Here is a 26,629-nt window from a genome sequence, read left to right as displayed (position 1 = left end):
TGGTCAGTAGTTGTTACAGACCGCGGCGACCTGCTGGACGAGCCCAACGTATTGCGCGGCCTGCGGGTAAGCCTGGATCTGTTGGGCCATCTGCGCGCGCTTCGGCGGCGGGGCGGCGAGGAATGAGCGCAGGTAGCCCTGCGCCATCGCCGACTGGTTGAACTGGGCGGCGGCCCCCGGGTCGGTGGCGTTGAGCGCGGCCATGACCTGTCCGTAGTTGCAGGTGGTGTTGATGATCGCATCCATGGGATCCGCGGACGCGACTCCCGTTCCCGCGGTCAACGCCAATGTCAGACCGCCGACCGCGGCGGCAATTCTCGTCAACGACAGCCTCACCATGTGTGGACCCTTCCCCAAAATCTGCACCGCCGACAAAGACGGCGACGACAATTTTCTCAGCGGTTGTCGTCTGGACTCGAGGTTACCAGGCCCCCCAGACTTCCTCCCGCTACAGCGCATATCGCCGACGCGGACGCAAACATAACGGTGTGCAGGTCAGCGCCCCTGTGGCGCTGGTCACGATCGATGAAATTGCGGACAGTGCGGCCACGGTTTCGGCACCCTGTAGGCGAGGGGCGTGGCAGATGGTTGACGTGTATGTGCAACGTCTAGTATCAGTAACCCAAACGCTTTTGCCTACTGGCGCCGCAGGGCGTAGACGGGTGAAGCAACAGCAGCCCACCGATTAGCACACGAAGGAACGTTGAGGAGACGTCTGTGACGTACACGATCGCGGAACCCTGCGTCGACATCAAGGACAAGGCATGCATAGAGGAGTGCCCGGTCGACTGCATTTACGAGGGCGCTCGGATGCTCTACATCCACCCCGACGAATGCGTCGACTGCGGTGCGTGTGAACCGGTCTGCCCCGTCGAGGCGATCTACTACGAAGACGACGTGCCCGAGCAGTGGAGCCAATACACCCAGATCAACGCCGACTTCTTCGCCGAGCTGGGTTCGCCGGGCGGCGCGGCCAAGGTCGGGATGACCGAGAACGACCCGCAAGTGGTCAAGGACCTGCCGCCGCAAGGCGAAGGTGACTGAGCGCGCTGGTGCCTGATCAGGCCCGGAGGGGCCGGTCCGCCGTCGTGGCGTCGCTGCCGGTGTTCCCCTGGGACACCTTGGCCGACGCCAAGGCGCTGGCCGAGGCTCATCCGGACGGCATCGTCGACCTGTCGGTCGGCACCCCGGTCGACCCGGTCGCGCCCCTGATTCAAGAGGCGCTGGCCGCCGCGGCCGCCGCGCCGGGATACCCGGCCACCGCCGGCACCGCGCGGCTGCGTGAGGCCGCGGCCGCCGCGCTGGCCCGCCGCTACGGCGTCACCGGGCTGACCGAGGCGGCGATCCTGCCGGTGATCGGCACCAAGGAGCTGATCGCCTGGCTGCCGACGCTGCTGGGACTGGGCGGCGACGACGTCGTGGTGGTGCCCGAACTGGCCTACCCGACGTACGACGTGGGCGCCCGGCTGGCCGGGGCGCAGGTGCTGCGGGCGGATTCGCTGACCCAGCTGGGTCCGCGGTCACCGGGGCTCTACTACCTGAACTCGCCGAGCAATCCGACCGGGCGGGTGCTGGGCGTCGACCACCTCCGCAAGGTCGTCGGCTGGGCTCGCGAGCGCGGTGTCGTGCTGGCCTCCGACGAGTGCTACCTGGGATTGAGTTGGGATCCAGAGCCGTCTGTGGCGCTGTCGGTGCTGCACCCGTCGGTCTGCGGGGGCGACCACACCGGGCTGCTGGCGGTGCACTCGCTGTCGAAGACCTCGTCGCTGGCCGGCTACCGCGCCGGCTTCGTCGCGGGGGATCCGGAATTGGTCGCCGAGCTGCTGGCGGTGCGCAAACACGCCGGCATGATGGTGCCCACGCCGATCCAGGCCGCCATGGTGGCCGCGCTGGACGACGACGCCCACGAGCAGCAGCAACGCGGGCGCTACGCACGCCGGCGCGCCGCCCTGTTGCCGGCCATGCGCTCGGCGGGCTTCACGGTCGACCACTCCGAGGGAGGCCTCTATCTATGGGCCACCCGCGGCGAGGCCTGCCAGGACAGCGTCGGTTGGTTGGCCGCGCGCGGCATCCTGGTGGCGCCGGGCAATTTCTACGGCCCGCGCGGTGCACAACATGTGCGCGTGGCGCTGACCGCCAGCGACGAGCGCGTCGCGGCCGCGGTGCACCGGCTCACGGCGTAGCCGCATCATGGCCCCTGCCGGGGTAAACGGGCACAATGCATCTGCAGACAAGCCACGCTCAACCGCGGGTAAGGAATGTGGTCGTGACTAATTCGACTGGTAATTCGACCGGTGCCGGGGGTGGCGGGCCTCAGATCCCGGCGTCCGTCGGGGACATTGCCAAGCGCGTCTTTTTGGGAAGACCGCTGATTACCGAGAGCCTCAAATCCGAAAAGCTATCGAATGCTGTTGCCCTGGGCGCACTTTCGCCCGACGCGATTTCGTCGACCGCATACGGCACCGAGCAGATCCTGATCGAGTTGCTGCCCGCCGCCGGGCTGGCGGCGTTCACGTTGCTGATTCCCATCACCGGCGTGATCCTGCTGATTCTGGTGCTGGTGGCCGCGTCGTACGCGCAGGTCGTGATGGCCTACTCACGCGCCGGAGGTTCCTACATCGTCGCGCGGGAGAACTTCGGCCCGAAGGTGGCGCAGGTCGCCGCCGCGGCACTGTTGATCGATTACGTGGTCACCGTGGCCGTGCAGTCCGCCGCCGGGACCGTCGCGGTGGTGTCGGCCATCCCGGTGCTGGGGCCCTACAGCCTAGTCATCACGGTCGGGGTGGTGCTGTTCATCTGCTATGCCAACCTGCGCGGCTTGCGCGAGGCCGGAATCCAATTCGCGGTGGCGACCTATGCCTTCGTCATCATGGTCGGCCTGATGATTGTGGTCGGTATCTTCCGCGTGCTCTTCGGCGAGTTGCCGGTTTACGACCCGAGCCAGATACCCGGAACGATTCCGGTGCACCAGGGCAACGGCCTCGTCATGGGCGCGACCATCCTGGTGCTGCTGCGTGCGTTCGCCAACGGCGGTTCGTCGCTGACGGGCGTCGAGGCGATCTCCAACACCGTCGACCTTTTCCGAAAGCCGCAGGGGCTCAACGCACGTCGGGTGCTGATCGCGATGGCCTGCATCCTCGGGTTCCTGTTGGCCGGGGTCTCCTACCTCGCCCACGTCACCCACGCCATGCCGTATCAGGCTGGATATCCGTCGATGCTGTCGGAGGTGGCCAGGGCGGTTTTCGGGCACGGGATGATCGGCAAGGTGCTCTACATTCTCGTCCAGACCGCGACCGCCGCGATCTTGTTCACCGGAGCCAATACCAGCTTCAACGGCTTCCCCGCGTTGGCCAGTTTCGTTGCCGAAGACCGCTTTCTGCCGCGGCAGCTGATGAAGCGCGGCTATCGGCTGGTGTTCTCCAACGGCATCATCGTGCTCACCGCGCTTTCGGTGGCGTTGCTGGTGCTGACCGGCGGCTCGGTCACCGCGCTGGTCCCGTTCTATGCGATCGGCGTGTTCACCGGGTTTTCGATGGCCGGCTACGGGATGACGAAACACCATCTGACGCAACGGGAATCCGGTTGGCGGCATCGCCTGGTGATCAACCTGTCCGCGGGGATCCTGTCGACGGTGGTGGTGGGTATCTTCGCGGTGGCGAAGTTCACCGAGGGCGCGTGGCTGGTGGTCGTCGTCTTCCCCGTCCTGGTGTGGGTGCTGATCCGGCTCAACAAGGAATATCGGGCCGAGGCCGCCATTTTGGAGATGTTCCGCACGGACCGTCCCGACTTGGTGAAGTACGCGCGGCACCGAGTGCTGGTCCTGGTGAACTCGGTCGACCTCGCGACGATCGAGGCGCTGCGGTACGGCAGGGGATTGCGGGCCGACGAATTGACCGCGGTGCACTTCGTGGTCGACGCGGCGCACGCCACGCAGCTGCGGAAGCGTTGGGAGCACTTCGGATTGGACACTCCGCTGCGGGTGGTGGATTGTCCGGATCGACGGATCAACCGGGCGGCACAGCTGCTGGTGGTCAAGACCCGCGACGAACAACCCGACACCAATGTCACCGTGCTGTTGCCGCGGCGGACCTACGCGCCGCTGCTGGGGAGATTGCTGCACGACCGCACCGCGGACAAGATCTCCCAAGCCGTCAGCCTGATCCCGGACGCCGCGGCGACGATCGTGCCCTACGACGTGGAGTCACGGATCAAGGAGGCCTATCCCGACGTCCTCGAACACCGCGTCGCGCGCGAACTCGACAAGGTCGAAGCGTGGGTATCAAAGGACGACGATCAGAAGATCGAGTCCTATGAGCATCCGGCGCATCCGGCGCAGTCGGCGCACCCGGGGCGCCCGCCGTCGGTGATCACGGTCGCCGGCATGATCCCCGGGCAGCGTGCCACCTTCGAAGGGCGGGTCAGCGAGGTCGAGGACATCAACAAGGGCCGGCGCACCCTGCGGCAGGTCGTCGTCGGCGACAACAGCGGCGACATCACCCTGACGTTCCGCTCCGGACGTGGCGGCGCCGACATCCAACCCGGCCAGCTGTTGCGGATCACGGGCAAGCCCCGTCAGAGCGGCACCCGGCCCATGTGGATGGCCGACCCGGCCTACCACGTGGTCGAGGAGCCGGCCGAGACGGGCCAGGAGAGCAGCTAGATGAAGCGACTGGCCGCCGTCCTGGTATCGGTGTTGGGGCTCGCGTTCACCGCCAACGGATATCGTCCGCTGACCAAGCACGGCTACGGCTCGCTGTACGCGTTCGGCTACGGCGTGTTCGCCTCGGAACTCCCCATGCAGGTGCTGGGGGCACAGTTGATCGCGCAGGCGGCGGTGTTGCGGCGATTGCCGACGCGGATCCGCCGATTCAGCCTGGCGGTGTCCGCGTTGTCGTGGCTGGGGCTGCTGGGTCTGCGCCACAGCGGGCGCACGGCCGACCAGCCGCTGACGGCGGCGCTGGACGCCGGCCTGGGCATCGATCGGTGTCGTGAGTCGCGCGAGCTGTGGCAGCGGCCCGCGGCCTCGGGCGCGACCGCGAAGAAGCCCGGTGTGGTGCGCATGCTGCGGATCTACCGCGATTACGCGCACGACGGCGACATCAGTTACGGGGACGCCGGCTCGCGGAACCATTTGGACATCTGGCGGCGGCCCGATCTCGATCGCAACGGCCGCGCGCCGGTGCTGCTGCAGGTTCCCGGCGGCGCCTGGGTGACGGGAAACAAACGCGGACAAGCACATCCGCTGATGAGTCATCTGGCCGAGCTCGGTTGGGTGTGCGTCGCGATCAACTACCGGCTCAGCCCCCGCTCCACCTGGCCCGACCAGATCGTCGACGTCAAGCGCGCGCTTGCGTGGACCAAGGAGCACATCGCCGACTATGGCGGCGATCCGGACTGGATCGCGATCACCGGGGGCTCGGCCGGCGGGCATCTGTCCTCGCTTGCCGCGCTGACCCCCAACGATCCGCGGTTCCAGCCGGGCTTCGAGGACGCCGACACCCGGGTGCAGGCGGCCGTTCCGTTCTATGGCGTCTACGACTTCACCCGCACCGACAGTTCGATGCACCCGCTGATGGTGCCGATGGTGGCCAAGCAGGTGTTCAAGCTGAGCCGCACCGAGATCGCGGAGCCGTTTCGCAACGCCTCGCCGATCGCCCACATTTCGGCGGACGCGCCGCCGTTTTTCGTCTTGCACGGGCGCAACGATTCGCTGATTCCCGTCGAACAGGCCCGCAGCTTCACCGCGCGGTTGCGCGAAGTCAGCCGCCAGCCCGTCGTCTATGCCGAGTTGCCTTGCGCGCAGCACGCTTTCGAGATCTTCGGCTCGGCCCGCGCGGCGCATGCCGCGGTCGCCGTCGAGCGGTTCCTCGCCGAAATGTACGCGCGGCGCTGTTAGCTGGTGCCGTAGGCCCACCAGTCGTACGCACCGGGCACGGGGCACAGGTCCTGGTAGGCGGCGATGACGAATCGCTTCGCCTGTTCAGCGGTCAGCGGCGGATGGTCCCGCTGTACAGCCGCAGCCACCTGTTTCGCTGGGCTGTGCTGCCGCCAAAGCCGCCAGCACACGTCGTAGCCGTCCGCCAACATCGCCGGGTCGGTTCCGACGATGCCTGCCGCCCGCACCGCGGCGAAGAAATCCTGGACCGTGCGTCGTTGCGGTGCGGGGCCGATTTGAGCGCCGGCCGGCGTCGCTGACCCTACGGCTAGCACCGCCACGGCGATTAGGACCTTGGCAACGGGGTGGGCGGTTGGCATGGCGTGACCCGGGTCTGGCGCGGCCGACTAAACCGGCGGGAGCGCGAAGCTCGTCGACGGGTGGGGATTGCGACCGCCGGCCACCATTGCAGGCCCTGATGCCGAGCCCTGACATAGCACTGGGCATTCACGGTGGCATAAGTGTACGACCCGAAGCTTGGACGGTAGCTTCCAAAAAGCTGTGAGTATGGTTAAGGCCCGGGTGCATCCCGTTTGCTCACCCTAAGCTGATGCAGCAGAACAGATTTGGCCCGCCCATCCCCGCCCATCCCCGATCTGGACAGTTAATCGATAGGTGAACAACGATGCACAGCGCCTCGACGCCCTGGAATCGGGGCAGCCGTGGGGCCTAAAGCCGAATCGCCGAGTGCTGGCGCCGATGTGCCTAAGCGCATTTCAACTTCAGGGAGACCCCGAATGGCCAGGCGCCTGATAGTAGCCTTCGCCCTCACGTTGAGCGGCCTTCTATCGTCAGTCGCGACCGCACATGCCGACCCCGCCGACGAGCAATTCCTGGCAACGCTGCGGTCCGAGGGCATCACCGACCACGTGTCTCCCGCCCACGCGATCGAAGCGGCACACTACGTTTGCGTGAAGCTGGACAACGGTGCGACGCCGACGAGTGTGGTCACCGACGTCTTGAACAGCAGTAGCATGCCCGCCTACCACTCTGGCTTTTTCGTCGGCGCGAGCATCGACGCGTATTGCCCGCGGCATAAGGCCGAGATTTCCACGGGCTAGGCCGGGTTAGTCGCTGGCGAATTCATAGGAATCGGATTGAAAGCCAACCGATTTGCCGCATCGCTGTGCGTCTGCTCTACCATCGCGCTCGTGCTGTCGGCGTGCGACGGTGGCACCGACGCGAGCGCGCCCGGCGCGTCGCGTGCACCGTCGAGCGGGAATGTGGCTTGCGGCGGGCGCAAAAAGTTGAAGGCCAGCGGGTCGACGGCCCAGGCTAACGCGATGGCACGGTTCGCCAACGCGTTTGAGCGCGCCTGCCCGGGTCAGACGCTGAACTACACGGCCAACGGATCGGGCGCCGGCATCAGCGAATTTACTGGAAAACAAACCGATTTCGGCGGCTCCGACTCGCCGTTGACGCCGAGCGAGTACACGGCTGCGCACCAACGATGCGGCTCACCGGCGTGGAACCTGCCAGTGGTGTTCGGCCCCATCGCCATCACCTACAACGTCAACGGTGTGACGTCGCTGAATCTCGACGGTCCGACCGCGGCCAAGATATTCAACGGTGGCATCACGGCATGGAACGATCCCGCAATCCAGAAGCTCAACACTGGTGTCGCCCTGCCGGCCGAGCCGATTCATGTCGTGTTCCGCAGCGACCTGTCCGGCACCTCGGACAACTTTCAGAAGTATCTCGATACGGCATCTCGCGACGCGTGGGGCAAGGGCGCCGGTAGAACATTCAACGGCGGTGTCGGCGAGGGCGCCGTCGGCAATGACGGCACGTCGGCGGCCGTCCAGCGCACCGAGGGGGCGATCAGCTACAACGAATGGTCATTCGCCCAGGCCCAGCACCTGGCCATGGCTAACATCATCACGTCGGCCGGCCCGGACCCCGTCGCGATCACCGCGGAGTCGGTCGCGAAAACGATTGCCACCGCCGGGATCATCAACCAGGGCAACGACCTGGTTCTCGACACGATCTCGTTCTACCTGCCGGAACAGCCCGGGGCCTATCCGATCGTGTTGGCCACCTATGAGATCGTCTGCTCGAAGTATGCCGATCCGCGGCTCGGTGCGGCCGTCAAGGCCTTCCTGCAGAGCACCATCGGTGCCGGTCAGAATGGGTTGGCGGACAACGGATATGTTCCCATCCCGGATGCGTTCAAGTCGCGGTTGTCGACCGCGGTCAACGCGATCTCGTAGCGCGCCGGTGGTGGTGCCCGGCTTACTGACCCGCCACGCCGGCGATCAGCAGCACACAGCCGACCACGGCCAGCAGGGTGATTACCTCGACGCGGCGACGCGACCGGATCCAATCGTTCAGCGCGGCCATCGACGTGCGCGTCGCCGTGGGCGCCAAAAGGTAGGCCAGGAGCGGGATCTCGACCAGCATGAAGGCGACGACGTTGAACATCAGAAGCGCGCCGACTTGTGTCGTCGCCGCGGCGCCGGAGGCGAGAATGAGGGCCAGCGCGGCCAGATAGTCCACCGACGGCAATGCGATCCCGAGACCCGCGATCCCCGCGACCCACAGCGAAGGCCCGTTTAGCAGTTGCCGTGCCCGCATCGTCAGCCTTCCCGCGGACCGGTCGTTGGGCGTCCCCAGACGCGCCCGCACGGCCAGTACGGCAGCAACCGCTAGTGCCAGCACGCCGATCAGAATCTGAACCGTCGGCAACGTGAAGTAGGCGGATCCCAGCAACCTGCGCCGCAACACGAACAGCACAACCAGCCCGACGGTGATCCCCATCGTGAAACCGCCGCACAAAAACGCCAGCAGCTGAAGCATCGGTCTGGGTCTGTTCAGCATGAGGACCGTCATCCCGATGCGAAACGGCTCGACGCTCACCGCGAGCGCCATCACCAACAGGCTGATCAACATGGCAAGGCTCGATACTGCCCGATTGAGGTCCAACCTATTCGACAAAACACGCCGGAAGCCGCATTCCGCCGCAGGGGCCACCCGGACGTTTAGATGCTTTCCTTAGGGCAACCCTCACCCGCATGACTACTGAAACCAAAGCAAGGTCCTGGCTTCGGCTGTGCACCGGCGCGCTGGTGGGCGGCGGCATGGCGTTGTCCGCGCTGGGCTTGACCTCCGTCCTGCAACCGGGCACTGCGCAGGCCGCGCCCGCCCCGATGTACCACCACCACTGGTGCCCCGGCGACCAGTGGGACAACGGTTGGGGTCCTAACCCGAACTGGAACAACTGCCGTGACTGGGACGACAACTACGGTGGTCCGGCCGGCTACGGTCCGGGTGGTCCCGGCGGGCCCGGCGGTCCCGGCGCACCCGGCTATGGCGGACCCGGCTATGGCGCTCCGCCGTGGGCACCGCCGCCTCCGCCGCCCCCGCCGTGGGCGCCGTGGGCCCAGGTCACGTGGAACCCCTCTACCAACGGCTGGGGTTACTGGAACGGACCCGTCTGGATGCCGATCTAACCGACCGGCAACATCCGGTGCCGGCGGCTGCTAGGTCCGCTCCAGGACCCTAAGCCCGAGCGAAAAGACCAGCCGCACATCGGGATCGGCAAGCGAAGTCGACAACAGCTTCTCGATCCGCCGCACCCGATAGCGCACCGTGTTGGGGTGGATCTGCAACCAGTGCGCGGCGACACCGACGTCGCCGAAGCTGTCCAGGTAGGCCCTCAGTGTCTCGGCCAGCACCGGTTCCCGAGCGCGCAAGTCACGCACCCGCGGGTCGACCAGCCGGCCACCGACTTGCGTGACGATCTCGTCGAGCAAGACGGTGGTGCGTGCCTCGGCCAGGGACGTCACCTGGTCGATCGAATCCGGGTGCCGCGCAGCGCTGTCCAGCACGCGGTCCACCTCGACACGTGCACCCGCGACCCCGGCCAAACCCACGACCGGAGCGGCAATAGCGGCACGCAGCTGCACGCCGAGCTCGGCGCGCAGCGCGCCGATCGTGCCGCGCACCCACGAGGTGATTGACCGGCTGGTGGTGGTCTGGGGCAACAGCACATAAATTCGCGAGCCCTTAGACGCGACCTGCGCGTCACGACGAAAAGCGCTGGCGCTCAACGCCAACACGTCGGTCAGCCGCGCGGGGCGGGCGCCGGTGTCGGTGGCGCTCAGGAAGTCCCAACCGATCAACACGGCCGTGCCGTCGGCGGCCAGGCCGAGTTCGTCTGCGATGGCGGCGATTTCGGTCGGCGTCGTGGCGGCGTCCTGGTCGGTCAAACCCAGCAGTTGCTGCACGCGCCGCGCGTGCGTCGACGGCCGCGCCGCCAGCCGCGACATGATGCGCGCCGCCAGGACCGCCGCGCCCCGCAAAATCTGCTCGGCATCCTCGGCGAGGGGCTGTGCACCCTGCTGTACCCAAATGGTGCCCGCGAACACCGGCGCGCACCGCGCACTGGCCGGCGGCTGGTAAATGCCGATCGCCAACCGCGGGCGCAGCCCCAATTCGGGGCGCTCGGCGACCCGAACCACATCGTCGCCGGCGCGCAGTGCATCGAAGACGCCCCATTGATCAAGCCATTTCAGATGCTCGGGCGGGCCGGCGCGGCCCAGGATGGACAGCCGTCGCAGCTCGTCGGCTTCATCGTTGGAGGCCGAATAGGCCAGCACATGCGACTGCGCGTTCTCGATGCTGACCATGCCATGGATGCGGTCGGCCAGCGACTGCGCCAGGCCGAACAGGTCGGTATCCGAGTACTCCGTTGAGTCGGCGCGGTCGCGGTGATGTTCCAACACGTGATTGACCAACTGATACAGCCGCTCCCAGCGCGCCCGCGGCTCCACGGCCACCACCGCCGACCCGGCCGCGACCGCGGTGCTCACCAGGGCGTCCGACGGCTCTTTGGCGAAGATCGCCACCGGCACCCGCTCGCTCGCCTGCTTGGCCATCCAACCCAGCGCCTCGCCGTCGATGACCCCGAGCAGGAAGAACACGTCAGCCGAGCCCGCCGCCGCCGCCAGCCCCAGCCGCACGTCGTCGGAATCGATCAGGGCCGCCGAGCTTACCGGCAGATCCAGGCCGCGCGGGGCCTCCACCAGGCTGACCAGGGTGGCGTCCAGCGCGAGGAGCAGCTGACCCAGCCCGACCGCGGCCGATTGCATGTTGTCCGATTCTACTAGAACTGATCGTCGAGGTTGTCTGATCGGCCAACAGTTTGCGTCGTTGCGCCGAGGATCCTGGCGACATGGACGCGATCACTGGGATTTCTGAGGTTCCGACGCCGGCCAACGAGCCGGTCCACGACTACGCCCCGCACTCCCCGGAACGAACCAGGCTGCGCGCCGAACTGGCCGCGCTGGCTGACCACCCGATCGACCTTCCGCACGTCATCGGCGGCCGGCACCGGATGGGCGACGGTGAACGCATCGACGTCGTGCAGCCACACCGGCACGCCGCGACGCTGGGCACCCTGACCAACGCGGTGCACGCCGACGCCAGCGCCGCCATTGAGGCCGCCACCGCCGCGCGGGACGCCTGGGCGGGGATGCCGTTCGACGAGCGCGCCGCGGTGTTCCTGCGGGCCGCCGACCTGCTCGCCGGGCCGTGGCGGGAAAAGATCGCCGCCGCAACGATGCTCGGGCAATCGAAGTCGGCGTACCAGGCCGAGATCGACGCGCCCTGTGAGCTGATCGACTTCTGGCGGTTCAATGTCGCGTTCGCGCGGCAGATCCTGGCGCAGCAGCCGATCAGCGGGCCGGGGGAGTGGAATCGGTCCGATTACCGACCACTGGACGGATTCGTTTATGCGATAACGCCGTTCAACTTCACCTCGATCGCCGGCAACCTGCCGACCGCGCCGGCGTTGATGGGCAACACCGTGGTGTGGAAGCCGTCGATCACCCAGACGTTGTCGGCCTACCTGCTCATGCAACTGCTCGAGGCCGCCGGGCTGCCGCCCGGTGTGATCAACATGGTCACCGGCGACGGCTTCGCGGTCTCCGAGGTGGCGCTGGCCGATCCGCGGCTGGCCGGCATCCACTTCACCGGGTCGACCGCGACCTTCCAGCACCTGTGGCGACAGGTGGGCGCCAATATCGGCCGCTACCAATGCTATCCGCGGCTGGTCGGCGAGACCGGCGGCAAGGACTTCGTGGTGGCCCACGCCTCGGCGCGCCCGGAGGTGTTGACCACGGCGCTGATTCGCGGCGCGTTCGACTACCAGGGGCAGAAATGCTCGGCCGCGTCGCGCGCGTTCGTCGCGCACTCGGTGTGGCAGCGGATGGGCGACGACTTCCTCGGTGTTGCGGCCGACCTGTCCTATGGCGATGTCACCGACCTGTCCAACTACGGCGGCGCGCTGATCGACCAACGCGCCTTCGTCAAGAACGTCGACGCCATCGAGCGGGCCAAGGGCGCGGCGGGCGTGACCATCGCGGTCGGCGGCGAATACGACGACAGCGTAGGCTATTTCGTGCGCCCGACCGTCCTGCTGTCGGATGACGCGGGCGACGAGTCCTTCGCAACCGAGTACTTCGGCCCGCTGCTGTCGGTGTACGTCTACCCCGACGGCGACTACGAGCGCGTCCTCGACATCGTCGACACCGGTTCCCGCTACGCGCTGACCGGTGCCGTCATCGCCGACGACCGGCAGGCCGTGCTGACCGCGCAGAACCGGTTGCGGTTCGCCGCCGGCAACTTCTACGTCAACGACAAGCCCACCGGCGCCGTGGTGGGCCGCCAGCCGTTCGGCGGTTCGCGCGGCTCGGGCACCAACGACAAGGCCGGGTCGGCGCAGAATTTGTTGCGCTGGACGTCGGCGCGCACCATCAAGGAGACGTTCGTCCCAGCGACCTCGCACACCTACCCGCACATGGCGGCGGACTGATGGCCGGGTTGTTCGCCAAGACCGTTCGCCCGGTGATCCTGGCCGCCGGACGGTCCGACGGGTTGCGTCGGGTCGCCGAACGGATGCCGGTCACCCGCGAGGTGGTGGGCCGGTTCGTGCCGGGGGAGACGGTCGATTCCGTGCTGGATAGTGTTGCGCTGCTGCGGGATTCGGGACGCTACGTCAGCGTCGACTACCTGGGCGAGGATGTCACCGACGCCGACGACGCGGACGCCGCCGTGCAGGTCTACCTGGACCTCATCGACTCGATGAGCCGCCTCGGTGACCGCGTCGGGCCGCTGGAGGTGTCGGTGAAGCTCTCCGCGCTGGGGCAAGCGGTGGAACGCGACGGCGAGAAGATCGCGCGGGAGAACGCGTGGTCAATCTGCGCGGCCGCCGAGCGGGCGGGCGTGTGGGTGACCGTGGACGCCGAAGACCACACCACGACCGACTCGACCCTGTCGATCGTGCGCGACCTGCGGGCCGAGTTCCCTTGGCTGGGACTGGTTTTGCAGGCGTATCTGCGCCGGACGCTGGGCGATTGCGAGGAGTTCGCCGGGGCGCGCGTCCGGCTGTGCAAGGGCGCCTACGACGAGCCGGCGTCGGTGGCCTATCGGGACCGCGCCGCGGTGAACGAGTCCTACCTGCGCTGTCTTCGGGTGCTGATGGCCGGATCGGGCTACCCGATGGTGGCCTCGCACGATCCGTCGGTCATCGCCGCGGTGCCGTCGTTGGCCCGCGAATTCGGCCGTGCCAGCGCGGATTTCGAGTACCAGATGTTGTACGGCATTCGCGACGCCGAACAGCGGCGGCTGGCCGACGCGGGCAATCAGGTGCGGGTGTACGTGCCGTTCGGCACCCAGTGGTATGAGTATTTCCTGCGCCGGCTGGCCGAACGCCCGGCCAATTTGGGGTTTTTCCTGCGGGCACTGGCGGAGCGTTCACGGCGCTGAAGCTCGGCATAATCAGACCTCTTACCATGACGCAATGACCGAAGAGCGGGCGGCGAGCCCGTCGCGACGCTATGACGGGTCGGGCCGTCGCGCCGCCGCCGAAGGAACGGCCCAGCGGATCCTGGAAGCCGCGGCCGACCTGGCGCGGGACCTGCCCGACTGGGACTGGAGCGAGCTGACCATGACGGCCGTGGCCGAACGCGCCGGAGTGGGACGGCGAACGGTGTACCGCCACTTCGAATCTCAGGGCGAGTTGCATGCGGCGCTGGTCGCACATCTGCTCCGCAAGGCCGACGTCGACTATGACCGGCTGCGACTCGATGACCTGCCGACCGTCGCGGCCAAGCTGTACCAGCAGCTGACCACGTTCGCGGCCAGGCCGTGGGGCCTGCATCCCGTGGTGTTTCCCGAAGTTGACGCCGCCCGTCGGGAGGGGCTGCGCCGTGCCGTCGCCGAGGCGATGGGTGCCGAAGCGCAGGACCGCGAGATGGTCGCCGCGCTGCTGGACGTCATCTGGCAGGTGACGTCCTACGAGCTGCTCATCCGCGACTGGGGCTTCGACGAGAAGCAAGCCACCCAGGCGCTGCGGTGGCTGCACGGCCTCGTCGCCGACGCGTTGACAAACCCCGATATTCGAGGCACGCTTGTGCCGCCAATACAGTCACTGTCCCAGGGCAAGGCGAGGCGACGATCATGAAGAAACTGCTCATCGACGGGCGTCTCGTCGACCCGGGCCGCACGTTCGTTTCGGTCAATCCGGCGACCGGCGAGCCGGTCGGTGAGGCCGCCGACGCCACGGTCGGCGACGCCCGCGCCGCCGTCGCCGCCGCCCGCCGGGCCTTCGACGAGACGTCCTGGTCGACCGACCTGGAGCTGCGGGTGCGCTGCCTGCGGCAGCTGCACCCCGCGCTGGTGCGCCACCGCGAGGAGTTCGCCGAGCTGACCATCGCGGAGTGCGGGCACACGCCCGCGTTCGTGGCCGGGCCCGCCTTCGATGCGCCGGTCGCGCTGCTGCCCTACTACGCGGACCTCGCCGAAGGGTTCCGGTTCACCGAGGACCTTGGCGAACACACGGCGATGGGCATCACCAGCAAGCGCTTCGTGGAGCGCGAGCCGGTCGGCGTGGTCTCGGCGATCGTCGCCTACAACTTCCCGACGCAGCTCGCGCTGGTGAAGCTGGCGCCGGCGCTGGCCGCCGGCTGCACGGTGGTGCTCAAGGCTGCCCCCCAGACGCCGTTGATCACGCTCGCGCTGGGTGAGCTGATCGCCGCGGAAACCGACATCCCGGCCGGCGTCGTCAACGTGCTGGCCTCCTCCGAGGTCGAGGTGGGCGAAGTGCTCACCACCGACCCCGGCGTGGACATGATCTCGTTCACCGGCTCGACGCCGGTGGGCAGGCGGATCATGGCCGCGGCCAGCGAGACGGTCAAGAAGGTGTTCCTCGAGCTCGGCGGCAAGTCGGCCATGATCATGCTCGACGACGCCGACCGCCAGATGCCCCCGGTGATGGCCGCGATGACGGCCTGCTCCCACGCCGGCCAGGGCTGTGCGATCACATCGCGAATGCTGGTGCCCCGCACCATTCACGACGAGATAGTGGAGTCGATTGCCACGCACATGGAGCAGGTCACGGCGGGCAATCCCGCGGACCCGGCAACCTACATGGGCCCGCTGATCAGCGAGGCCCAGCGCGAGAAGGTGCACGCGATCGTCGAGCGGGCGGTGGCGGCCGGCGCCAAACTGATCACCGGCGGCCATCCGCTCGACGGGCCGGGATTCTTCTATGCGCCAACGCTTTTAGCCAACGTCGACCCGGACAGCGAAGTCGCCCAGGACGAGCTGTTTGGACCCGTCCTGGTCGTCATCCCGTTCGAGGATGACGACGACGCCGTGCGCATCGCCAACAACTCGATGTACGGATTGTCCGGCGCGGTGCTCAGTGCCGACCCGCAGCGCGCCCTCGCCGTCGCGCGCAAGATGCGGACCGGAACCGTTGGTGTCAACGGCGGCATGTGGTTTGCGCCGGACGCGCCGTTCGGCGGCTACAAGCAGTCCGGCATCGGCCGCGAGATGGGTGAGCCGGGATTGTCGGAGTTCCTCGAAACGAAGACCATCGCCGTCCGGGTGTAGTGGTGCACGCCGGCGAGGTTGCGTACGACCCGTTCCGCAAGGACCTCGACAGGGATCCGTATCCGGTCTGGCGGCGGCTGCGCGACGAGGCGCCGGTCTACCGGAACGACGAGCACGACTTCTATGCGCTGTCGCGCTTCGACGATGTGCTGGCGGCACTGACCGACCCGGACACGTTCCGCTCGGGTTACGGCAATCTGCTCGAGCTGATGAGTGATGAGCCGCTCGGTCTGCCCTATCTGGTCATGCTCGATGACCCCGGCCACCGGGCGCACCGGGCGCTGACCTCACGCGCGTTTACCCCGCGGCGGGTCGCCGCGTTGGAGGAGCACGTGCGGCGCTTGTGCGCCGAGTTGCTCGACGCCCAAATCGGCAGCGGCGGTTTCGACTTCATTCAGGACTTCGCCGCCCTGGTTCCCTCGCAGGTGATTTCGGAATTGATCGGGGTCGAGAAGGCGGACCGCGAGCGGGTGCGCCGGCTCATCGACCAGAGCCTGCACGTGGAGTCCGGTGCTGGCATCGTCAACGACGTTGCGGTGCAGGCCCAGTCCGAGCTGCGCCAGTGCTACATCCGGTTGATCGAGGCCCGCCGTGACGACCCCCGCGACGACCTCGCCACCGCCCTCAGTCAGGTCGGACTCGGCACCGAAGAGGCGGCATGTTTCGTCGCGGAGCTTGTCGGCGCCGGCACGGAGACGACGGCGAAGTTGCTCGGATGGGCGTGCCTGTTGCTCGACGAGCATCCGGACCAACGCGCCCGGCTGGCGGGCGACCCGGCGGCCATAGGCAACGCGGTCGAGGAGACGCTGCGCTTCCAGGCGCCTTCCCCGGTGCAGGGCAGGCGGGTCGCTACCGATGTTCGGCTGCACGGCACCGTCATACCGGCGATGTCAAAGGTGTTGCTGCTCAACGGTTCAGCCAATCGCGACGAACGCGAGTTCGCCGACGCCGACTGCTACGACGTGACCCGGCACATCGATCGTCACCTGGCGTTCGGATACGGCATCCATCATTGTCTGGGCGCGGCGCTCGCCCGTCTCGAGGCCCGGATCGCGTTGCAGGAGATGCTCGCCCGGTTTCCCGAATGGGAGGTCGACCGGCGGCAGGTGGTTCCCTCGCACACGAGCACCGTGCGGGGCCACCACCGGATTCCGATCGCGGTCTAACCGGGCTGACGATCGGCAATCTGCCGCTGGTTGCGGCTGGTCACTTCGCGGCGCTTGTCGCCAAGAGCCTCGGTGGAGAAGGCGACGCTGGAAGCGATTTCAAGTTCGACGGCGAGCGCGGCCTCGATCACCGGCGCGCAGCCGTCGACGTACATCCTCTTCAAACCGGACATCACCGCGGGTGGCACCTCGGCGATCTGGGTGGCCAGCTCGACGGCGCGGTCCAGCAGCGCGTCGTGATGTACGACTTCCGTCACCAGGCCAACCCGTTGCGCCTCAGCGGCATTGACGACTTCGCCGGTCATGGACATTCTTCGGGCCATGGCGCTTCCGACGACTTGGGGTAGCCGGGCGGTCATGCCGCCGCCCGGCAGAATGCCGACCCGGGCGTGGGTATCACCGAACACCGCACGCTCCGATGCGATGAGAAAGTCGCATCCCAACGCGATTTCCAGGCCGCCGGTGAACGCGGCGCCGTTGATCGCCCCGATGATCGGGGTGCGCATCTGCCCGACGCGCGTCACGCAGTTCTCGTGTTCGAAGCGGGCGAAGTAGGCCATGCCGTCACGGCTTGCTTCCTTGAGATCGACCCCTGCGCAGAACGCGGGGTCGGCTCCGGTGAGGACCACGGCTCTGACGCTGTCGTCGCTGTCCGCGGCGTCCAGCCCGGCGAACAGCGCACTGACCAGCTCGCCGCTGAGGGCGTTTCGCGCCCCGGGACGATTCAGGGTCAGGACCCTGACCCCGTCGCGGTTATCGCAGAGCAGCACTTCGGATGCGTCGTCCATCAATCGACTCTAGCGGCGTAGCGTCTCGCCCATGAGCCTGGTTATCGACCACATGCCGGACCTCGGCATCACCCGGGTGTCGCGGTGGATCTTCAACTGCTACGTCCTGCACGGCGACGGGGGTTCGGTGGTCGTCGACGCCGGGTTGCCGCACGTCGCCCGTGATCTGGCGGCCGTGTTCGAGCGGCTCGGTGGCGCCCCGCGCGCCGTGGTGGCCACGCACGGACACAGCGACCACGTCGCCGGTGCGGTGGAACTGGCCGCCCGCCACGGCGCCCCGATCTGGTTGCCCCTCACCACACTGAGCTATCTCGACGGGGCAAAGCCGCGCACCCCGACCCTGGCCGCGGCGGCGCGGATCTGGCCCACCTATTTCGACCAGCCCCTCGACCGGGTCGGGCTGGCCGGATTCGTCGGCGGTGCCTGGGTGGCGGGATACGGCACCCCGGCCGGCATGCGCTGGAGGGGAACGGCCCCCGAAGGTGGACTCGCCGACGGCGAGCCGCTGCCCGGCGCGCCGGAGTGGACGGTGCTCACCGCGAGCGGGCACACCGACGACAGCATCGCGCTGTGGAACCCGCTCACCCGCACGCTGTTGTCCGGCGATGCGGTGCTCACGACCCGTGGCAAGGTGTGGCACACACCCGAAATCGTCGATGCCGCAACCGCTGCCGCCACTCGCCGGCGCCTGGAAGAGCTGCCGGTTGCCCATCTGCTGCCCGGCCACGGCCGGCCGGTGCACACCGACGACACCGTCTGGCCCGAACAGCGGTCGAATTAGCGGCCCTTGCGCCCCGGCCGTTGATCGTGGCCGAAGCCGCGCACCACGTGCTCGGTCACGAACCGGGCCACCACGGCGGGATCGTCCATGTCCAGACCCGACGACGGGGTGCTGAACAGCGAGAACAAGATTCGCGCGAACCACTCGCCGGCCGCCTCGACGTCGAGGTCCTTGCGAACCTCGCCGGTGAGCTTGGCGGCCGACAGATGGGGGGCGAAGAAGTCGACGCATTCGCGCAGCAGCACACCGGCGTCCTTGGTCAGCAGCAGGCTGATCGCGTCTTCGTCGAAGTACTCCTCGCTGGCGATGGCCCGCCGCGCCTGGGTCACGAAAACCGCTGCCCTGCCCAGCTTTTCTTCGAGCGATCCGCCGCGGTCCATCGCCTTGGACATCTCGCGGTAGAACTGCTCGGAAGCGTGTTCGGCGCACGCCTCCAGGATGGCGCCCTTGTCGCTGAAATACTCATAGATCGTGCTGCGCGAGACATTGGCCCGCCGGGCGATGTCGACGATGGTCGTCTTCTGCAGGCCGTGCTTGGCGAAGCAGGCGTACGCCGCCTCGATGATGAGCTCGCGGGTGTCGGTCGCCTGGATCGCTTGCGAACTCATCAGGGCACCAGCGCCCCTCGGGGGACCAAACCCGCGTCGGCCGAGGCGAATGCGTCGTTGACGTCGGCGAGACGGAACGGCTTGGGCATCAGCCGATCGAACGGGAAACGCGTGTGCTGCAGGAAGGATAAGCCGATGGCCAGCGTGACCGGATCGTACAGCATGACACCGCGGATGGACTTGTTGCCGTAGACCAGCGCGCTGGGATCCATCTCGAAGGTGCGGCCCATGCCGATGTTGCCGACCTCGAGCAGGGTCCCGCCGTTGTTGAGGAAATCGACACCCTCGGGAATGACGCCGGGCACGCCGACGACCTCGAGCACCCAGTCGGCCCCGATACCGTCGGTGCGCCGGTGCACCCGCTCGGTGACCTCGGCGGTCGAGAGTGCGCTGGCGTCGATGCAGTGCGTCGCACCGAAATCGGCTGCCACGTCGAGCCGCTCGGCGATCTTGTCGATCACGATCACCTCGGCGGCGCCCGCGGTGCGCGCGACGGCCGCGGCGTTGATGCCCAGGCCGCCGGCGCCCTGGATGACGACGGTGTCGCCCAGCCGCACATCACGCAGCGCGAACAACACTTGAGCCAGTGCGCAATTCAACGGCGCGACGGCCTCGTCGGGCAGGTTCTCGGGCACCCGGTACAGCGGTTGCCGGCGGCTGGTGTAGTAGTACTCGCCGTGCGCGGCGACGAAGTGCGGCGCCTGGTCGTGGGTGCGGTACTCGCCGGCCATCAGGTTCTGACAGGCGTGCGGGCGGCCGCGGGCGCACGCGTGGCATTGACCGCAGAGCCAGAAATAGGGTGTCACCACCCGATCGCCGACGGCCAGCGGCGCACCGGTGGCGTCGGCGGTCAGGCCGTCACCGAGTTCGGCTATCTCGCCGACCATTTCGTGGCCCATGGCGAAGGGACACGGCAGCGGCAGCTCGCCGCGGAAGATGTGCAAGTCCGAACCGCAGATGCCGGCCATCCGCAGCTTGAGCGCCGCGGTCCCCGGCGCCGGTGTGGACAGCGGATACTCGGCCAGCTCGATCGGCCCGTTGATCGCGGTCAGCAGTGCGAGCTTGGGCATTTCGGTCCTCCCTAGCCGGCCGGTTCCAGAATCAGGCCGCTGGTGGGGACGCCGGTTCCCGAGGTGACCAGTACGTGCTCGACGTTGTCGACCTGGTTGTAGGAGGTGCCGCGGATCTGGCGCACGCCCTCGGTGATGCCGTTCATGCCGTGGATGTAGGCCTCGCCGAGCAGACCGCCGTTGGTGTTGATCGGGAACTCGCCGCCCAACGAGAGGCGCTCGATGGTGGCGAAGTCCTTGGCCTCGCCGCGCCCGCAGAACCCGAGCTCTTCGAGCTGGGTGAACACGAACGGCGTGAAATGGTCGTAGATGAATGCGGTTTGGATGTCTTGGGGTTTCAGACCCGAATCGCGCCACAGCCGCTGGGCCACCACCCCCATCTCGGGCAGGCCGGTGATGTCGTCGCGGTAGTAGCTGGTCATCATCTCGCCGTTGTCGGCCGCGCCTTGCGCCGCCGCGGTGATGATCGCCGGTGGTTGGCGCAGGTCGCGAGCGCGCTCGGCGCTGGTGACGACCAGCGCGACGCCGCCGTCGCTCTCCTGGCAGCAGTCCAGCAGGCGTAGCACCGGTTCGATGATCCAGCGCGAATTCTGGTGGTCTTCCAGCGTGATTGGGCGTTCGTAGAACCACGCCTCGGGGTTTGTGGCGGCGTGCGCGCGGTCGACGACGGCGATGCGGCCGAAGTCCTCGTTGGTGACGCCGTAGGTGGACATGTAGCGCTGGGCGTGCATTGCCACCCACGCCGCGGGAGTCAGCAGTCCGAACGGCGCGTAATGCGCCATGAACGGCGGGGTTTCGGCGCTGGTGCGTCCGCTGCCGCCGAACCGGAACCCGGAGCGTTCGTTGAACGCGCGCCAGCACACCACGACGTCGGCGACGCCGGTGGCGACGGCCATCGCCGCGTGCACCACGGTGCCGGCCGCCGCGCCGCCGCCGTGATGCACGCGGGAAAAGAAGCTCAGGTCGCCGATGCCCACGTTGCGGGCGATGTCGATCTCGTCGCTGGAATCCATGGTGAACGTGACCATGCCGTCGACGTCGCTGGGCGCCAGGCCCGCGTCGTCGAGCGCGGCGCTGACCGCCTCGCACGCCAATTGCAGTTCGCTGCGGCCGGATTCCTTCGAGAACTCCGTCTGGCCGATGCCCGCGATGGCGGTGGCGCCCGGCAGCGTGCTGGTCATGCTTGCCTCCCGTCGAGCAGGCTGAGGATCGCGGTGCCCGAGACGTGATCGCCGAGACTGTTGGAGCCCTTGAACGTCACCTCTATAAAGTTTTCACCATCCGAGCCTTCGGTTTTGCCGGCCACGCTGCCGGTGAAGCGCAGCGGGTCGTCCGGAAAGCACGGCACGCCAAGGCGAATCGAAAGGTTCTTGACCATGGCTTCCGGTCCCGCCCAGTCGGTGAGGAAACGCACGCAATAGCCGTTGGTGGTCAGGATGTTCATGAACAGGTTGGGCGAGCCCTGCTTGTTGGCGTAGTCGCGGTCGTGGTGGACCGGCATGAAATCGCGGGAGGCGATCGCGCCGGCGACGATCATCGTCGTGGTGATGGGGATGTCGAGCGGGGTTACCTCGTCGCCGACGTTGATGTCGGCCCATTTGAGGGTGGTGGTCGTTGTCATGGCTGTCCTCTCACGTATTTTCGTCGTGGGTCCGGATGTGGCTTGCGGCCCCGTCGGTCGCTGCTGTGAAGGCAATGGTTGTCGGTAATTGGTGACGACAGATCCTTCGGTTCGCCCGCGCTGAGCTGTCTTGCATCGACACGCGCGACGCTTCTGGCGATTGCAGTGGCTGGCGGGACATCAACGCGATCACGACCCGTAGCTCCCACCCAGGCGGGCCAATTGCGCCGTAGCCGAGCCGAGGGCGAGTTCGTTGTGCTTGGCCCACAGGAAATAGCGATGCAGGGGATAGGTGGTGTCGATGCCGATGCCGCCGTGTACCTGTTGTGCCGACGCTCCGACGCGTGCGCCGGCTTCGCCGGCCCAGAACTTCGCGATCCGGGCGGCGCGCTCGGCCGGTCGGTCGTGCGCGATCAGCCAGGCCGCGTGCCACGTGGTCCAGCGGATCGCCTCGACGTCGATGAAGGCGTCGGCCAGCCGCTGCTGCACCGCCTGGAAGCTGCCGATCGGGCGCCCGAATTGCTCACGCTGCGTGGTGTAGGCGGCGGCCAGCTTCAACGCCCGCTCGGCCACGCCGAGCTGGATCGCACACAGCCCGACCAAGGCGCGGGTGTGCAGGTCCTCGATCGACGCGCCGGGCAGTCGATCCGCTTCGGAAACCGTTGCACCATCGAGGAATACGTCGGCATGCGGTTCGTGGTTGGTGGTAGCGACCCGGCGGATCTCGACGCCGGGGGCATCCGCGGCGAGCAGAAACAGACCGACCCCGTCATCGGTGCTGGCCGGGATAAGGATGGTGTCGGCGAGCTGGGCGGCGGGCACCAACTCCTTGGCGCCGTCGAGCCGCCAACCCGCGCCGTCACGGCGCGCGCTGGTGACCGGCACCGTCGGGTCGGATCGGCCGGGCTCGGCCAGCCCGGCAGTCAGGATGCGCTGACCGGAGACGACGCCGGGCAGGATGCGCTGTTGCTGTTCCGGATTGCCGTGCCGCGCAATCGGATCGGCGCCCAGCACCAGCGTCGCGTACGCCGGCACCGGCGCCACGCTCCACCCCACCTCGGCCAGCAGCACCCCGAGTTCGACGAAGCCGCCGCCGTTCCCGCCCACCGACTCCGGCAACGCGGCGCCCAGCAGGTCGAGCGCGGCGAGCTCCTGCCACAGCGCCTCGTCGTAGCGGTTGTCGCCGGATTCCAGTTCGGTCAGGTGTTCCGGGGTGGCGCGACGCTCCAACAGATCGCGCGCGACCTTGGCGATCGCCTCTTGTTCTTCGGTGAACGTGAAGTCCATCAGTGGTTGCTCGGCCGGAACTGGTGCAGCACCAGGTCGTTCTCGAAGGTCTGAAAGTAGACCTGCACCGGCATGCCGACCGTGACGTCGGCCGGGTCGATGTCGGTGAGGTTGGACACGATCCGCACGCCCTCCTCGAGCTCGATCAGCGCGACCACGTAGGGGTAGTCGAAGAACGGCATCCGCGGCTCAAGTGGCATGACGTAGCTGTAGACGGTGCCGCGGCCCGACGACTCGATCGGCTCCCAATCCAGGGAGCGGCAGTTCGGGCACATGGGGCGGGGCGGGTGCCGAAGCTTCCCGCAGCCGCCGCAGCGCTGAATTAGCAGCTTGTTGTCCCGCAACCCATTCCAGAAGAACTCGGTGTCCGGCGTGATCGCCGGCGCCATTCGGGTCGCCATCAGTTCGCCGGCTTGAATCGCAGCACCCGGAAGCGTTGCCGCCCGAGGACTTCGCCGTCCTGGTTGGTGTACGTGGTCAGCCAGGTCAGGAAGAACCCGGTGCCCAGCGCCGTCTTCTTCTCCTCGGAGGCCGATTCGTACACCGCCGTCGCGCTGATGACGTCGCCGAGTCGGGGGTAGCGTTCGATCTCGAACTCCGAGTTGGTCGCCACCGTGCTGGTGTAGCCGGCCTCGTCGAGGAATGCCGTTGGGTTGCTCTTGATCTCGACGGGAGCGCCGCCGCGGTCACCGATGCCTTCGAGTTTGGGCGACGGCATCGTCCAGGTCTGCAGCATCACCGGCGGGGACACGATGCCGCCGAACCGCGACGCGGCCGCGAACTCCGGGTCGAGGTAGACCGGGTTCATGTCGGCGAGCGCGTACGCCCAGTGCCGGATCATCGGCTGATTCACCGGATCGGGTGCCACGGTGGGCTTTCCGGTGCCGCCGGTGGGCTGGCCGACGAGGGCCTGCACCTTGGCGCTCACGTCTTCTGTCACTTCAGTCGTCCTCCTAATTTGCCGTGCTGCGAAGGTCGCGCGGTGCTCGAGGCATGAGCAATCCGGCCATCGCGATGATGTCACGCTGAATCTCGTTGGCGCCGCCGCCGAAGGTGTTGATGACGGCCTGCCGGTAGGCCGATTCCAGGGCGCCGCGCAGGGGGGCGTCGGCACCGCGGCGAACGCCGTTGCCGTCCAACACTTCCAGCAGCTCGCGCGCGACCTGCTGGGTCAATTCGGTGCCGAACACCTTCGCCGCCGAAGCTTCTCCCATGTTGAGTACGCCCTTGCTCATCGCCGCGTTGATCCGCAGGTTGACGAGTTTGTAGGCGGCGACCTGGGCTTCGACGCGGGCCAGCGCCAGCTGCACCCACGGCTGGTCGATGACGCGGCCGCCGTCGAGCTCGGTGCTGGTGGCCCAGTCCAGCGTGCGCTCGAACAGCGGCTCGAGCGCGGCCAGGTTGCCCAGCGCGGCGCGTTCGAAGTTCAGCTGCGTGGTGATCAGCTGCCAACCCTGGTTCTCCTCGCCGACCAGCGCACTGGCCGGCACGCGCACGTCGTCGTAGAAGGTGTAGAAGGTGGAGATGCCGGGCATGGTGTGCAGCGGCTGGTAGGAGAACCCCGGCGAGCCGGTGGGCACGATGAGGATGGAAATGCCCTTGTGCTTCTTGGCATTCGGATCGGTGCGCGCGGCCAGCCAGATGTAGTCGGCATAGGCGGCGCCGCTGGTGAACATCTTCTGCCCGCTAATGACGTAGTCGTCCCCGTCGCGGACCGCGGTGGTGCGCAGCGACGCCAGGTCGCTGCCGGCGCCGGGCTCGGAGTAGCCGATCGCGAATTCCACGGTGCCGTCCAGGATCGCCGGCAGGAACTTCTGCTTCTGTTCCTCGGTGCCGCACTGCATCAGCGTCGGCCCGACGGTATTGAGCGTCACCAGCGGGACGGGCGCATTGGCGCGGCGCGCCTCCTCGGCGAAGATGAACTGCTCGATCGCCGTAAAGCCGCGTCCGCCATACTCTTTGGGCCAGCCGACCCCGAGCAGGTCGGCGGCGGCCAGGGCGCGGACGCAGTCGCGCACCGCGGGGCCACCCTCGATGTGTTCGCTGACCGCGGCGACGCGCTCCGGCGTCATGACTTTTTCCAGTGTGGCGCGGATTTCGGCGCGCAGGCGCTGCTGCTGGGGGGTGTACTCGAGATCCATCAGGCCCCCAGCCGAACCGGCATCCGCTTCACCCCGGGCACCATGGTGGCCCGCATCCGATCCACGGCGCCGGCCAGTTCGAGGCGGGGGAAGCGCCGCAGCAACTCGTCGAACAGCACCGTCGCCTCCAGGCGCGCCAATTGCGCACCGACGCAGGAATGTTCGCCGCACCCGAACGCGATGTGCGGGTTGGGGTGGCGGGTCACCTTGAACTCCTCGGAGTCGGGGCCGAAAATCTCCTCGTCGCGGTTGGCCGACTGGTAGAGCATCACCACCACGTCGCCGGCGCGGATCAGCTGACCGCGGATCTCGATGTCGGCCGTCGCGGCGCGGGCCATGTGCACCACCGGGCTGTTCCACCGCAGCATCTCCTCCACGGCGCCGGGGATCAGCGACCGGTCCTCGACGAGGAGGCGGCGCTGCTCGGGGTGCTCGATGAGCGCCAGGGTGCCCAGCGCGATGAGGTTGCGGGTGGTCTCGTTGCCGGCGACCAGCAACAGAAACGCGAAGTTGAGCAGGTCCTCGTCGGTGAGCCGGTCGCCGTCGATCTCGGCCTCGGCCAGCACCGACAGCATGTCGCTGCGTGGCTCGGCGCGGCGGGACGCGATCAGCTTCTGGAAGTACTCGAACAGCTGGCCCATCGCCACCAACGGGTCCAATTCGATCTCGGGGTCGGCGTTCCCGGTGGCCGCGTCCGACCAAGCGCGGAACTGTTCCCAGTCGTCGGGCGGGGCGCCGATCAGCTCGGCGATCATCCGGGTCGGCAGCGGCGCGGCGATCTGCTCGGCGAACTCGTGCACCGACCCGGGCTCGATGCCGTCGAGAATCCCGCGGACGATCTCGCGAATCTTCGGCTCCAGCACGGCGACGCGACGACGGGTGAAGCCGGAGTTGATCAGCTTGCGCAGCTGCCGGTGCCGCGGCGGGTCGGTGAAGATCAGGCTGCCCTCCTGGACCGGGCTCGGCATCGCCGGATCCGGGATGGTGATGCCCTTGGTCGAGGAGAACAGCGCCGGGTTGCTGGACACGAAGCGGATGTCCTCGTACTTCAACAGCGCCCAAAAGTTGGTCACGTCGTTCCAGCACACCGGCGCGGTGGTGCGCAGCTCACGGTAGGCGGGGTAGGGGTCGCCGGCGTAGAAGTCGGGCGAGTGCAGCGGGAATGTGGTCTGCACGGCTGCCCTCCTGGGGAATCCGACAGATTCGAGCAATCTGTCTTGCGAGATGTGTCTACCCTGAGGCGCATCTTGCTGTCAACGCCCGGAATTCACGGAGACGATCATTGACGCCGCTGCGCGACGGGTGTACACCAGACCATTAGATGACCGATCACGG

At 67.6% G+C, this 26,629-nt stretch carries 27 protein-coding genes; 13 read left to right on the top strand and 14 right to left on the bottom strand.

From position 1 onward, the window contains the following. Positions 1-3: 3 nt before the first annotated feature. Positions 4-336 (bottom strand): hemophore-related protein, encoded by a 333-nt coding sequence (locus tag G6N66_RS20235; protein ID WP_085232119.1) that lies wholly within the window; start codon positions 334-336, stop codon positions 4-6. A gap of 381 nt (positions 337-717) precedes the next feature. Here G6N66_RS20235 and fdxA point away from each other — a divergent pair, with 381 nt between their 5' ends. The 4 genes from fdxA to G6N66_RS20215 all read left to right on the top strand — a co-directional run bounded on the left by fdxA (position 718) and on the right by G6N66_RS20215 (position 5,896). Then, positions 718-1,044 carry a ferredoxin gene (gene fdxA, locus G6N66_RS20230; protein WP_067151133.1) on the top strand — a complete coding sequence of 109 codons (327 nt, stop codon included), beginning with the start codon at positions 718-720 and terminating at the stop codon, positions 1,042-1,044. Between the two features lie 44 nt (positions 1,045-1,088). Then, the gene (gene dapC, locus G6N66_RS20225; protein ID WP_232079538.1) at positions 1,089-2,183 is read left to right on the top strand and encodes a succinyldiaminopimelate transaminase; all 1,095 of its coding nucleotides are present in this window, start codon (positions 1,089-1,091) and stop codon (positions 2,181-2,183) included. A gap of 83 nt (positions 2,184-2,266) precedes the next feature. Continuing rightward, the gene (locus tag G6N66_RS20220) at positions 2,267-4,660 is read left to right on the top strand and encodes an APC family permease (protein ID WP_372515579.1); all 2,394 of its coding nucleotides are present in this window, start codon (positions 2,267-2,269) and stop codon (positions 4,658-4,660) included. Then, on the top strand, positions 4,661-5,896 hold the full coding sequence (locus G6N66_RS20215) for an alpha/beta hydrolase (protein ID WP_085232087.1): 1,236 nt from the start codon (positions 4,661-4,663) through the stop codon (positions 5,894-5,896). On the opposite strand, the gene G6N66_RS20210 is transcribed toward G6N66_RS20215, so the two are convergent. Next, the gene (locus G6N66_RS20210; RefSeq protein WP_085232088.1) at positions 5,893-6,255 is read right to left on the bottom strand and encodes a DUF732 domain-containing protein; all 363 of its coding nucleotides are present in this window, start codon (positions 6,253-6,255) and stop codon (positions 5,893-5,895) included. The two genes, G6N66_RS20215 and G6N66_RS20210, sit on opposite strands and share 4 nt — an antisense overlap. Before the next feature lie 417 nt (positions 6,256-6,672). Between G6N66_RS20210 and G6N66_RS20205 the strand changes: the two genes are divergently transcribed. Then, the gene (locus G6N66_RS20205; RefSeq protein ID WP_085232089.1) at positions 6,673-6,996 is read left to right on the top strand and encodes a DUF732 domain-containing protein; all 324 of its coding nucleotides are present in this window, start codon (positions 6,673-6,675) and stop codon (positions 6,994-6,996) included. A gap of 36 nt (positions 6,997-7,032) precedes the next feature. Next, positions 7,033-8,145, top strand: coding sequence for a phosphate ABC transporter substrate-binding protein PstS (gene pstS, locus G6N66_RS20200; protein WP_085232090.1), 1,113 nt, complete (start codon positions 7,033-7,035; stop codon positions 8,143-8,145). A gap of 22 nt (positions 8,146-8,167) precedes the next feature. On the opposite strand, the gene G6N66_RS20195 is transcribed toward pstS, so the two are convergent. After that, the gene (locus G6N66_RS20195) at positions 8,168-8,824 is read right to left on the bottom strand and encodes a GAP family protein (protein WP_085232091.1); all 657 of its coding nucleotides are present in this window, start codon (positions 8,822-8,824) and stop codon (positions 8,168-8,170) included. A gap of 122 nt (positions 8,825-8,946) precedes the next feature. On the opposite strand from G6N66_RS20195, the gene G6N66_RS20190 reads away from it, so the two are divergent. Continuing rightward, on the top strand, positions 8,947-9,384 hold the full coding sequence (locus G6N66_RS20190; protein ID WP_085232092.1) for a hypothetical protein: 438 nt from the start codon (positions 8,947-8,949) through the stop codon (positions 9,382-9,384). A gap of 30 nt (positions 9,385-9,414) precedes the next feature. Here G6N66_RS20190 and G6N66_RS20185 read toward each other — a convergent pair whose 3' ends face one another. After that, positions 9,415-11,025, bottom strand: coding sequence for a PucR family transcriptional regulator (locus tag G6N66_RS20185; RefSeq protein WP_085232093.1), 1,611 nt, complete (start codon positions 11,023-11,025; stop codon positions 9,415-9,417). An 83-nt stretch (positions 11,026-11,108) separates the two neighbouring features. On the opposite strand from G6N66_RS20185, the gene pruA reads away from it, so the two are divergent. Genes pruA through G6N66_RS20160 form a run of 5 tightly spaced genes read left to right on the top strand, consistent with a single transcriptional unit; the run spans position 11,109 to position 16,998 of the window. Then, positions 11,109-12,749, top strand: a complete 1,641-nt coding sequence (gene pruA, locus G6N66_RS20180; protein ID WP_085232094.1) for an L-glutamate gamma-semialdehyde dehydrogenase — start codon at positions 11,109-11,111, stop codon at positions 12,747-12,749. Then, positions 12,749-13,702, top strand: coding sequence for a proline dehydrogenase family protein (locus G6N66_RS20175; RefSeq protein WP_085232095.1), 954 nt, complete (start codon positions 12,749-12,751; stop codon positions 13,700-13,702). The genes pruA and G6N66_RS20175 overlap by 1 nt, the downstream gene beginning before the upstream one ends. A gap of 34 nt (positions 13,703-13,736) precedes the next feature. Continuing rightward, positions 13,737-14,399, top strand: coding sequence for a TetR/AcrR family transcriptional regulator (locus G6N66_RS20170; RefSeq protein ID WP_163645890.1), 663 nt, complete (start codon positions 13,737-13,739; stop codon positions 14,397-14,399). Beyond that, complete coding sequence (locus tag G6N66_RS20165; RefSeq protein ID WP_085232097.1) at positions 14,396-15,832, top strand: aldehyde dehydrogenase family protein; 1,437 nt, start codon at positions 14,396-14,398, stop codon at positions 15,830-15,832. Before G6N66_RS20170 ends, G6N66_RS20165 begins: the two co-directional genes overlap by 4 nt. A gap of 2 nt (positions 15,833-15,834) precedes the next feature. Next, positions 15,835-16,998, top strand: coding sequence for a cytochrome P450 (locus G6N66_RS20160; protein ID WP_085232120.1), 1,164 nt, complete (start codon positions 15,835-15,837; stop codon positions 16,996-16,998). On the opposite strand, the gene G6N66_RS20155 is transcribed toward G6N66_RS20160, so the two are convergent. Continuing rightward, positions 16,995-17,786, bottom strand: a complete 792-nt coding sequence (locus G6N66_RS20155; protein WP_085232098.1) for an enoyl-CoA hydratase — start codon at positions 17,784-17,786, stop codon at positions 16,995-16,997. The genes G6N66_RS20160 and G6N66_RS20155 overlap by 4 nt on opposite strands. A 31-nt stretch (positions 17,787-17,817) precedes the next feature. On the opposite strand from G6N66_RS20155, the gene G6N66_RS20150 reads away from it, so the two are divergent. Further along, complete coding sequence (locus tag G6N66_RS20150; RefSeq protein WP_085232099.1) at positions 17,818-18,567, top strand: MBL fold metallo-hydrolase; 750 nt, start codon at positions 17,818-17,820, stop codon at positions 18,565-18,567. Here the strand turns inward: G6N66_RS20150 and G6N66_RS20145 are convergent. From G6N66_RS20145 to G6N66_RS20105, 9 genes are all read right to left on the bottom strand, one after another. Next, a complete protein-coding gene (locus G6N66_RS20145) occupies positions 18,564-19,175 on the bottom strand; it encodes a TetR/AcrR family transcriptional regulator (RefSeq protein WP_085232100.1) in 612 nt (203 codons plus the stop codon). The genes G6N66_RS20150 and G6N66_RS20145 overlap by 4 nt on opposite strands. Then, positions 19,175-20,245: a zinc-binding dehydrogenase gene (locus tag G6N66_RS20140; RefSeq protein WP_085232101.1), complete on the bottom strand. Its 1,071-nt coding sequence runs from the start codon at positions 20,243-20,245 to the stop codon at positions 19,175-19,177. The genes G6N66_RS20145 and G6N66_RS20140 overlap by 1 nt, the downstream gene beginning before the upstream one ends. An 11-nt stretch (positions 20,246-20,256) precedes the next feature. Then, entirely contained in the window at positions 20,257-21,426 is a 1,170-nt protein-coding gene (locus G6N66_RS20135; protein WP_085232102.1) for a lipid-transfer protein, read from the bottom strand. After that, positions 21,423-21,866, bottom strand: coding sequence for a MaoC family dehydratase (locus tag G6N66_RS20130; RefSeq protein ID WP_085232103.1), 444 nt, complete (start codon positions 21,864-21,866; stop codon positions 21,423-21,425). The genes G6N66_RS20135 and G6N66_RS20130 overlap by 4 nt, the downstream gene beginning before the upstream one ends. Before the next feature lie 189 nt (positions 21,867-22,055). Then, a complete protein-coding gene (locus tag G6N66_RS20125) occupies positions 22,056-23,153 on the bottom strand; it encodes an acyl-CoA dehydrogenase family protein (RefSeq protein ID WP_085232104.1) in 1,098 nt (365 codons plus the stop codon). Next, positions 23,153-23,554, bottom strand: coding sequence for a Zn-ribbon domain-containing OB-fold protein (locus G6N66_RS20120; RefSeq protein WP_085232105.1), 402 nt, complete (start codon positions 23,552-23,554; stop codon positions 23,153-23,155). Before G6N66_RS20120 ends, G6N66_RS20125 begins: the two co-directional genes overlap by 1 nt. After that, positions 23,554-24,093, bottom strand: coding sequence for an FAS1-like dehydratase domain-containing protein (locus G6N66_RS20115; protein WP_085232106.1), 540 nt, complete (start codon positions 24,091-24,093; stop codon positions 23,554-23,556). Before G6N66_RS20115 ends, G6N66_RS20120 begins: the two co-directional genes overlap by 1 nt. A 13-nt stretch (positions 24,094-24,106) precedes the next feature. Next, complete coding sequence (locus tag G6N66_RS20110; RefSeq protein ID WP_085232107.1) at positions 24,107-25,294, bottom strand: acyl-CoA dehydrogenase family protein; 1,188 nt, start codon at positions 25,292-25,294, stop codon at positions 24,107-24,109. Continuing rightward, complete coding sequence (locus G6N66_RS20105; RefSeq protein WP_085232108.1) at positions 25,294-26,469, bottom strand: cytochrome P450; 1,176 nt, start codon at positions 26,467-26,469, stop codon at positions 25,294-25,296. The genes G6N66_RS20110 and G6N66_RS20105 overlap by 1 nt, the downstream gene beginning before the upstream one ends. Positions 26,470-26,629: the final 160 nt, after the last annotated feature.

The sequence above is a fragment of the Mycobacterium conspicuum genome (assembly GCF_010730195.1).
In the GTDB taxonomy this organism is placed as follows: domain Bacteria; phylum Actinomycetota; class Actinomycetes; order Mycobacteriales; family Mycobacteriaceae; genus Mycobacterium; species Mycobacterium conspicuum.
The sequence above is the reverse complement of the archived record's forward strand: the minus strand, read 5'-3'. Positions and strand labels throughout refer to the sequence as shown.

Excerpts from the sequence above, each read along its gene's own strand:
- G6N66_RS20125 (WP_085232104.1), bottom strand. The coding sequence starts at position 23,153 with ATGGACTTCACGTTCACCGAAGAACAAGAGGCGATCGCCAAGGTCGCG.
- G6N66_RS20190 (WP_085232092.1), top strand. The coding sequence starts at position 8,947 with ATGACTACTGAAACCAAAGCAAGGTCCTGGCTTCGGCTGTGCACCGGC.
- G6N66_RS20145 (WP_085232100.1), bottom strand. The coding sequence starts at position 19,175 with ATGAGTTCGCAAGCGATCCAGGCGACCGACACCCGCGAGCTCATCATC.
- G6N66_RS20175 (WP_085232095.1), top strand. The coding sequence starts at position 12,749 with ATGGCCGGGTTGTTCGCCAAGACCGTTCGCCCGGTGATCCTGGCCGCC.
- G6N66_RS20110 (WP_085232107.1), bottom strand. The coding sequence starts at position 25,294 with ATGGATCTCGAGTACACCCCCCAGCAGCAGCGCCTGCGCGCCGAAATC.
- G6N66_RS20140 (WP_085232101.1), bottom strand. The coding sequence starts at position 20,245 with ATGCCCAAGCTCGCACTGCTGACCGCGATCAACGGGCCGATCGAGCTG.
- G6N66_RS20210 (WP_085232088.1), bottom strand. The coding sequence starts at position 6,255 with ATGCCAACCGCCCACCCCGTTGCCAAGGTCCTAATCGCCGTGGCGGTG.
- G6N66_RS20195 (WP_085232091.1), bottom strand. The coding sequence starts at position 8,824 with ATGTTGATCAGCCTGTTGGTGATGGCGCTCGCGGTGAGCGTCGAGCCG.
- G6N66_RS20215 (WP_085232087.1), top strand. The coding sequence starts at position 4,661 with ATGAAGCGACTGGCCGCCGTCCTGGTATCGGTGTTGGGGCTCGCGTTC.
- G6N66_RS20165 (WP_085232097.1), top strand. The coding sequence starts at position 14,396 with ATGAAGAAACTGCTCATCGACGGGCGTCTCGTCGACCCGGGCCGCACG.
- G6N66_RS20155 (WP_085232098.1), bottom strand. The coding sequence starts at position 17,786 with ATGGACGACGCATCCGAAGTGCTGCTCTGCGATAACCGCGACGGGGTC.
- G6N66_RS20130 (WP_085232103.1), bottom strand. The coding sequence starts at position 21,866 with ATGACAACGACCACCACCCTCAAATGGGCCGACATCAACGTCGGCGAC.
- G6N66_RS20135 (WP_085232102.1), bottom strand. The coding sequence starts at position 21,426 with ATGACCAGCACGCTGCCGGGCGCCACCGCCATCGCGGGCATCGGCCAG.
- G6N66_RS20205 (WP_085232089.1), top strand. The coding sequence starts at position 6,673 with ATGGCCAGGCGCCTGATAGTAGCCTTCGCCCTCACGTTGAGCGGCCTT.
- G6N66_RS20170 (WP_163645890.1), top strand. The coding sequence starts at position 13,737 with ATGACCGAAGAGCGGGCGGCGAGCCCGTCGCGACGCTATGACGGGTCG.
- pruA (WP_085232094.1), top strand. The coding sequence starts at position 11,109 with ATGGACGCGATCACTGGGATTTCTGAGGTTCCGACGCCGGCCAACGAG.
- G6N66_RS20120 (WP_085232105.1), bottom strand. The coding sequence starts at position 23,554 with ATGGCGACCCGAATGGCGCCGGCGATCACGCCGGACACCGAGTTCTTC.
- G6N66_RS20150 (WP_085232099.1), top strand. The coding sequence starts at position 17,818 with ATGAGCCTGGTTATCGACCACATGCCGGACCTCGGCATCACCCGGGTG.
- G6N66_RS20185 (WP_085232093.1), bottom strand. The coding sequence starts at position 11,025 with ATGCAATCGGCCGCGGTCGGGCTGGGTCAGCTGCTCCTCGCGCTGGAC.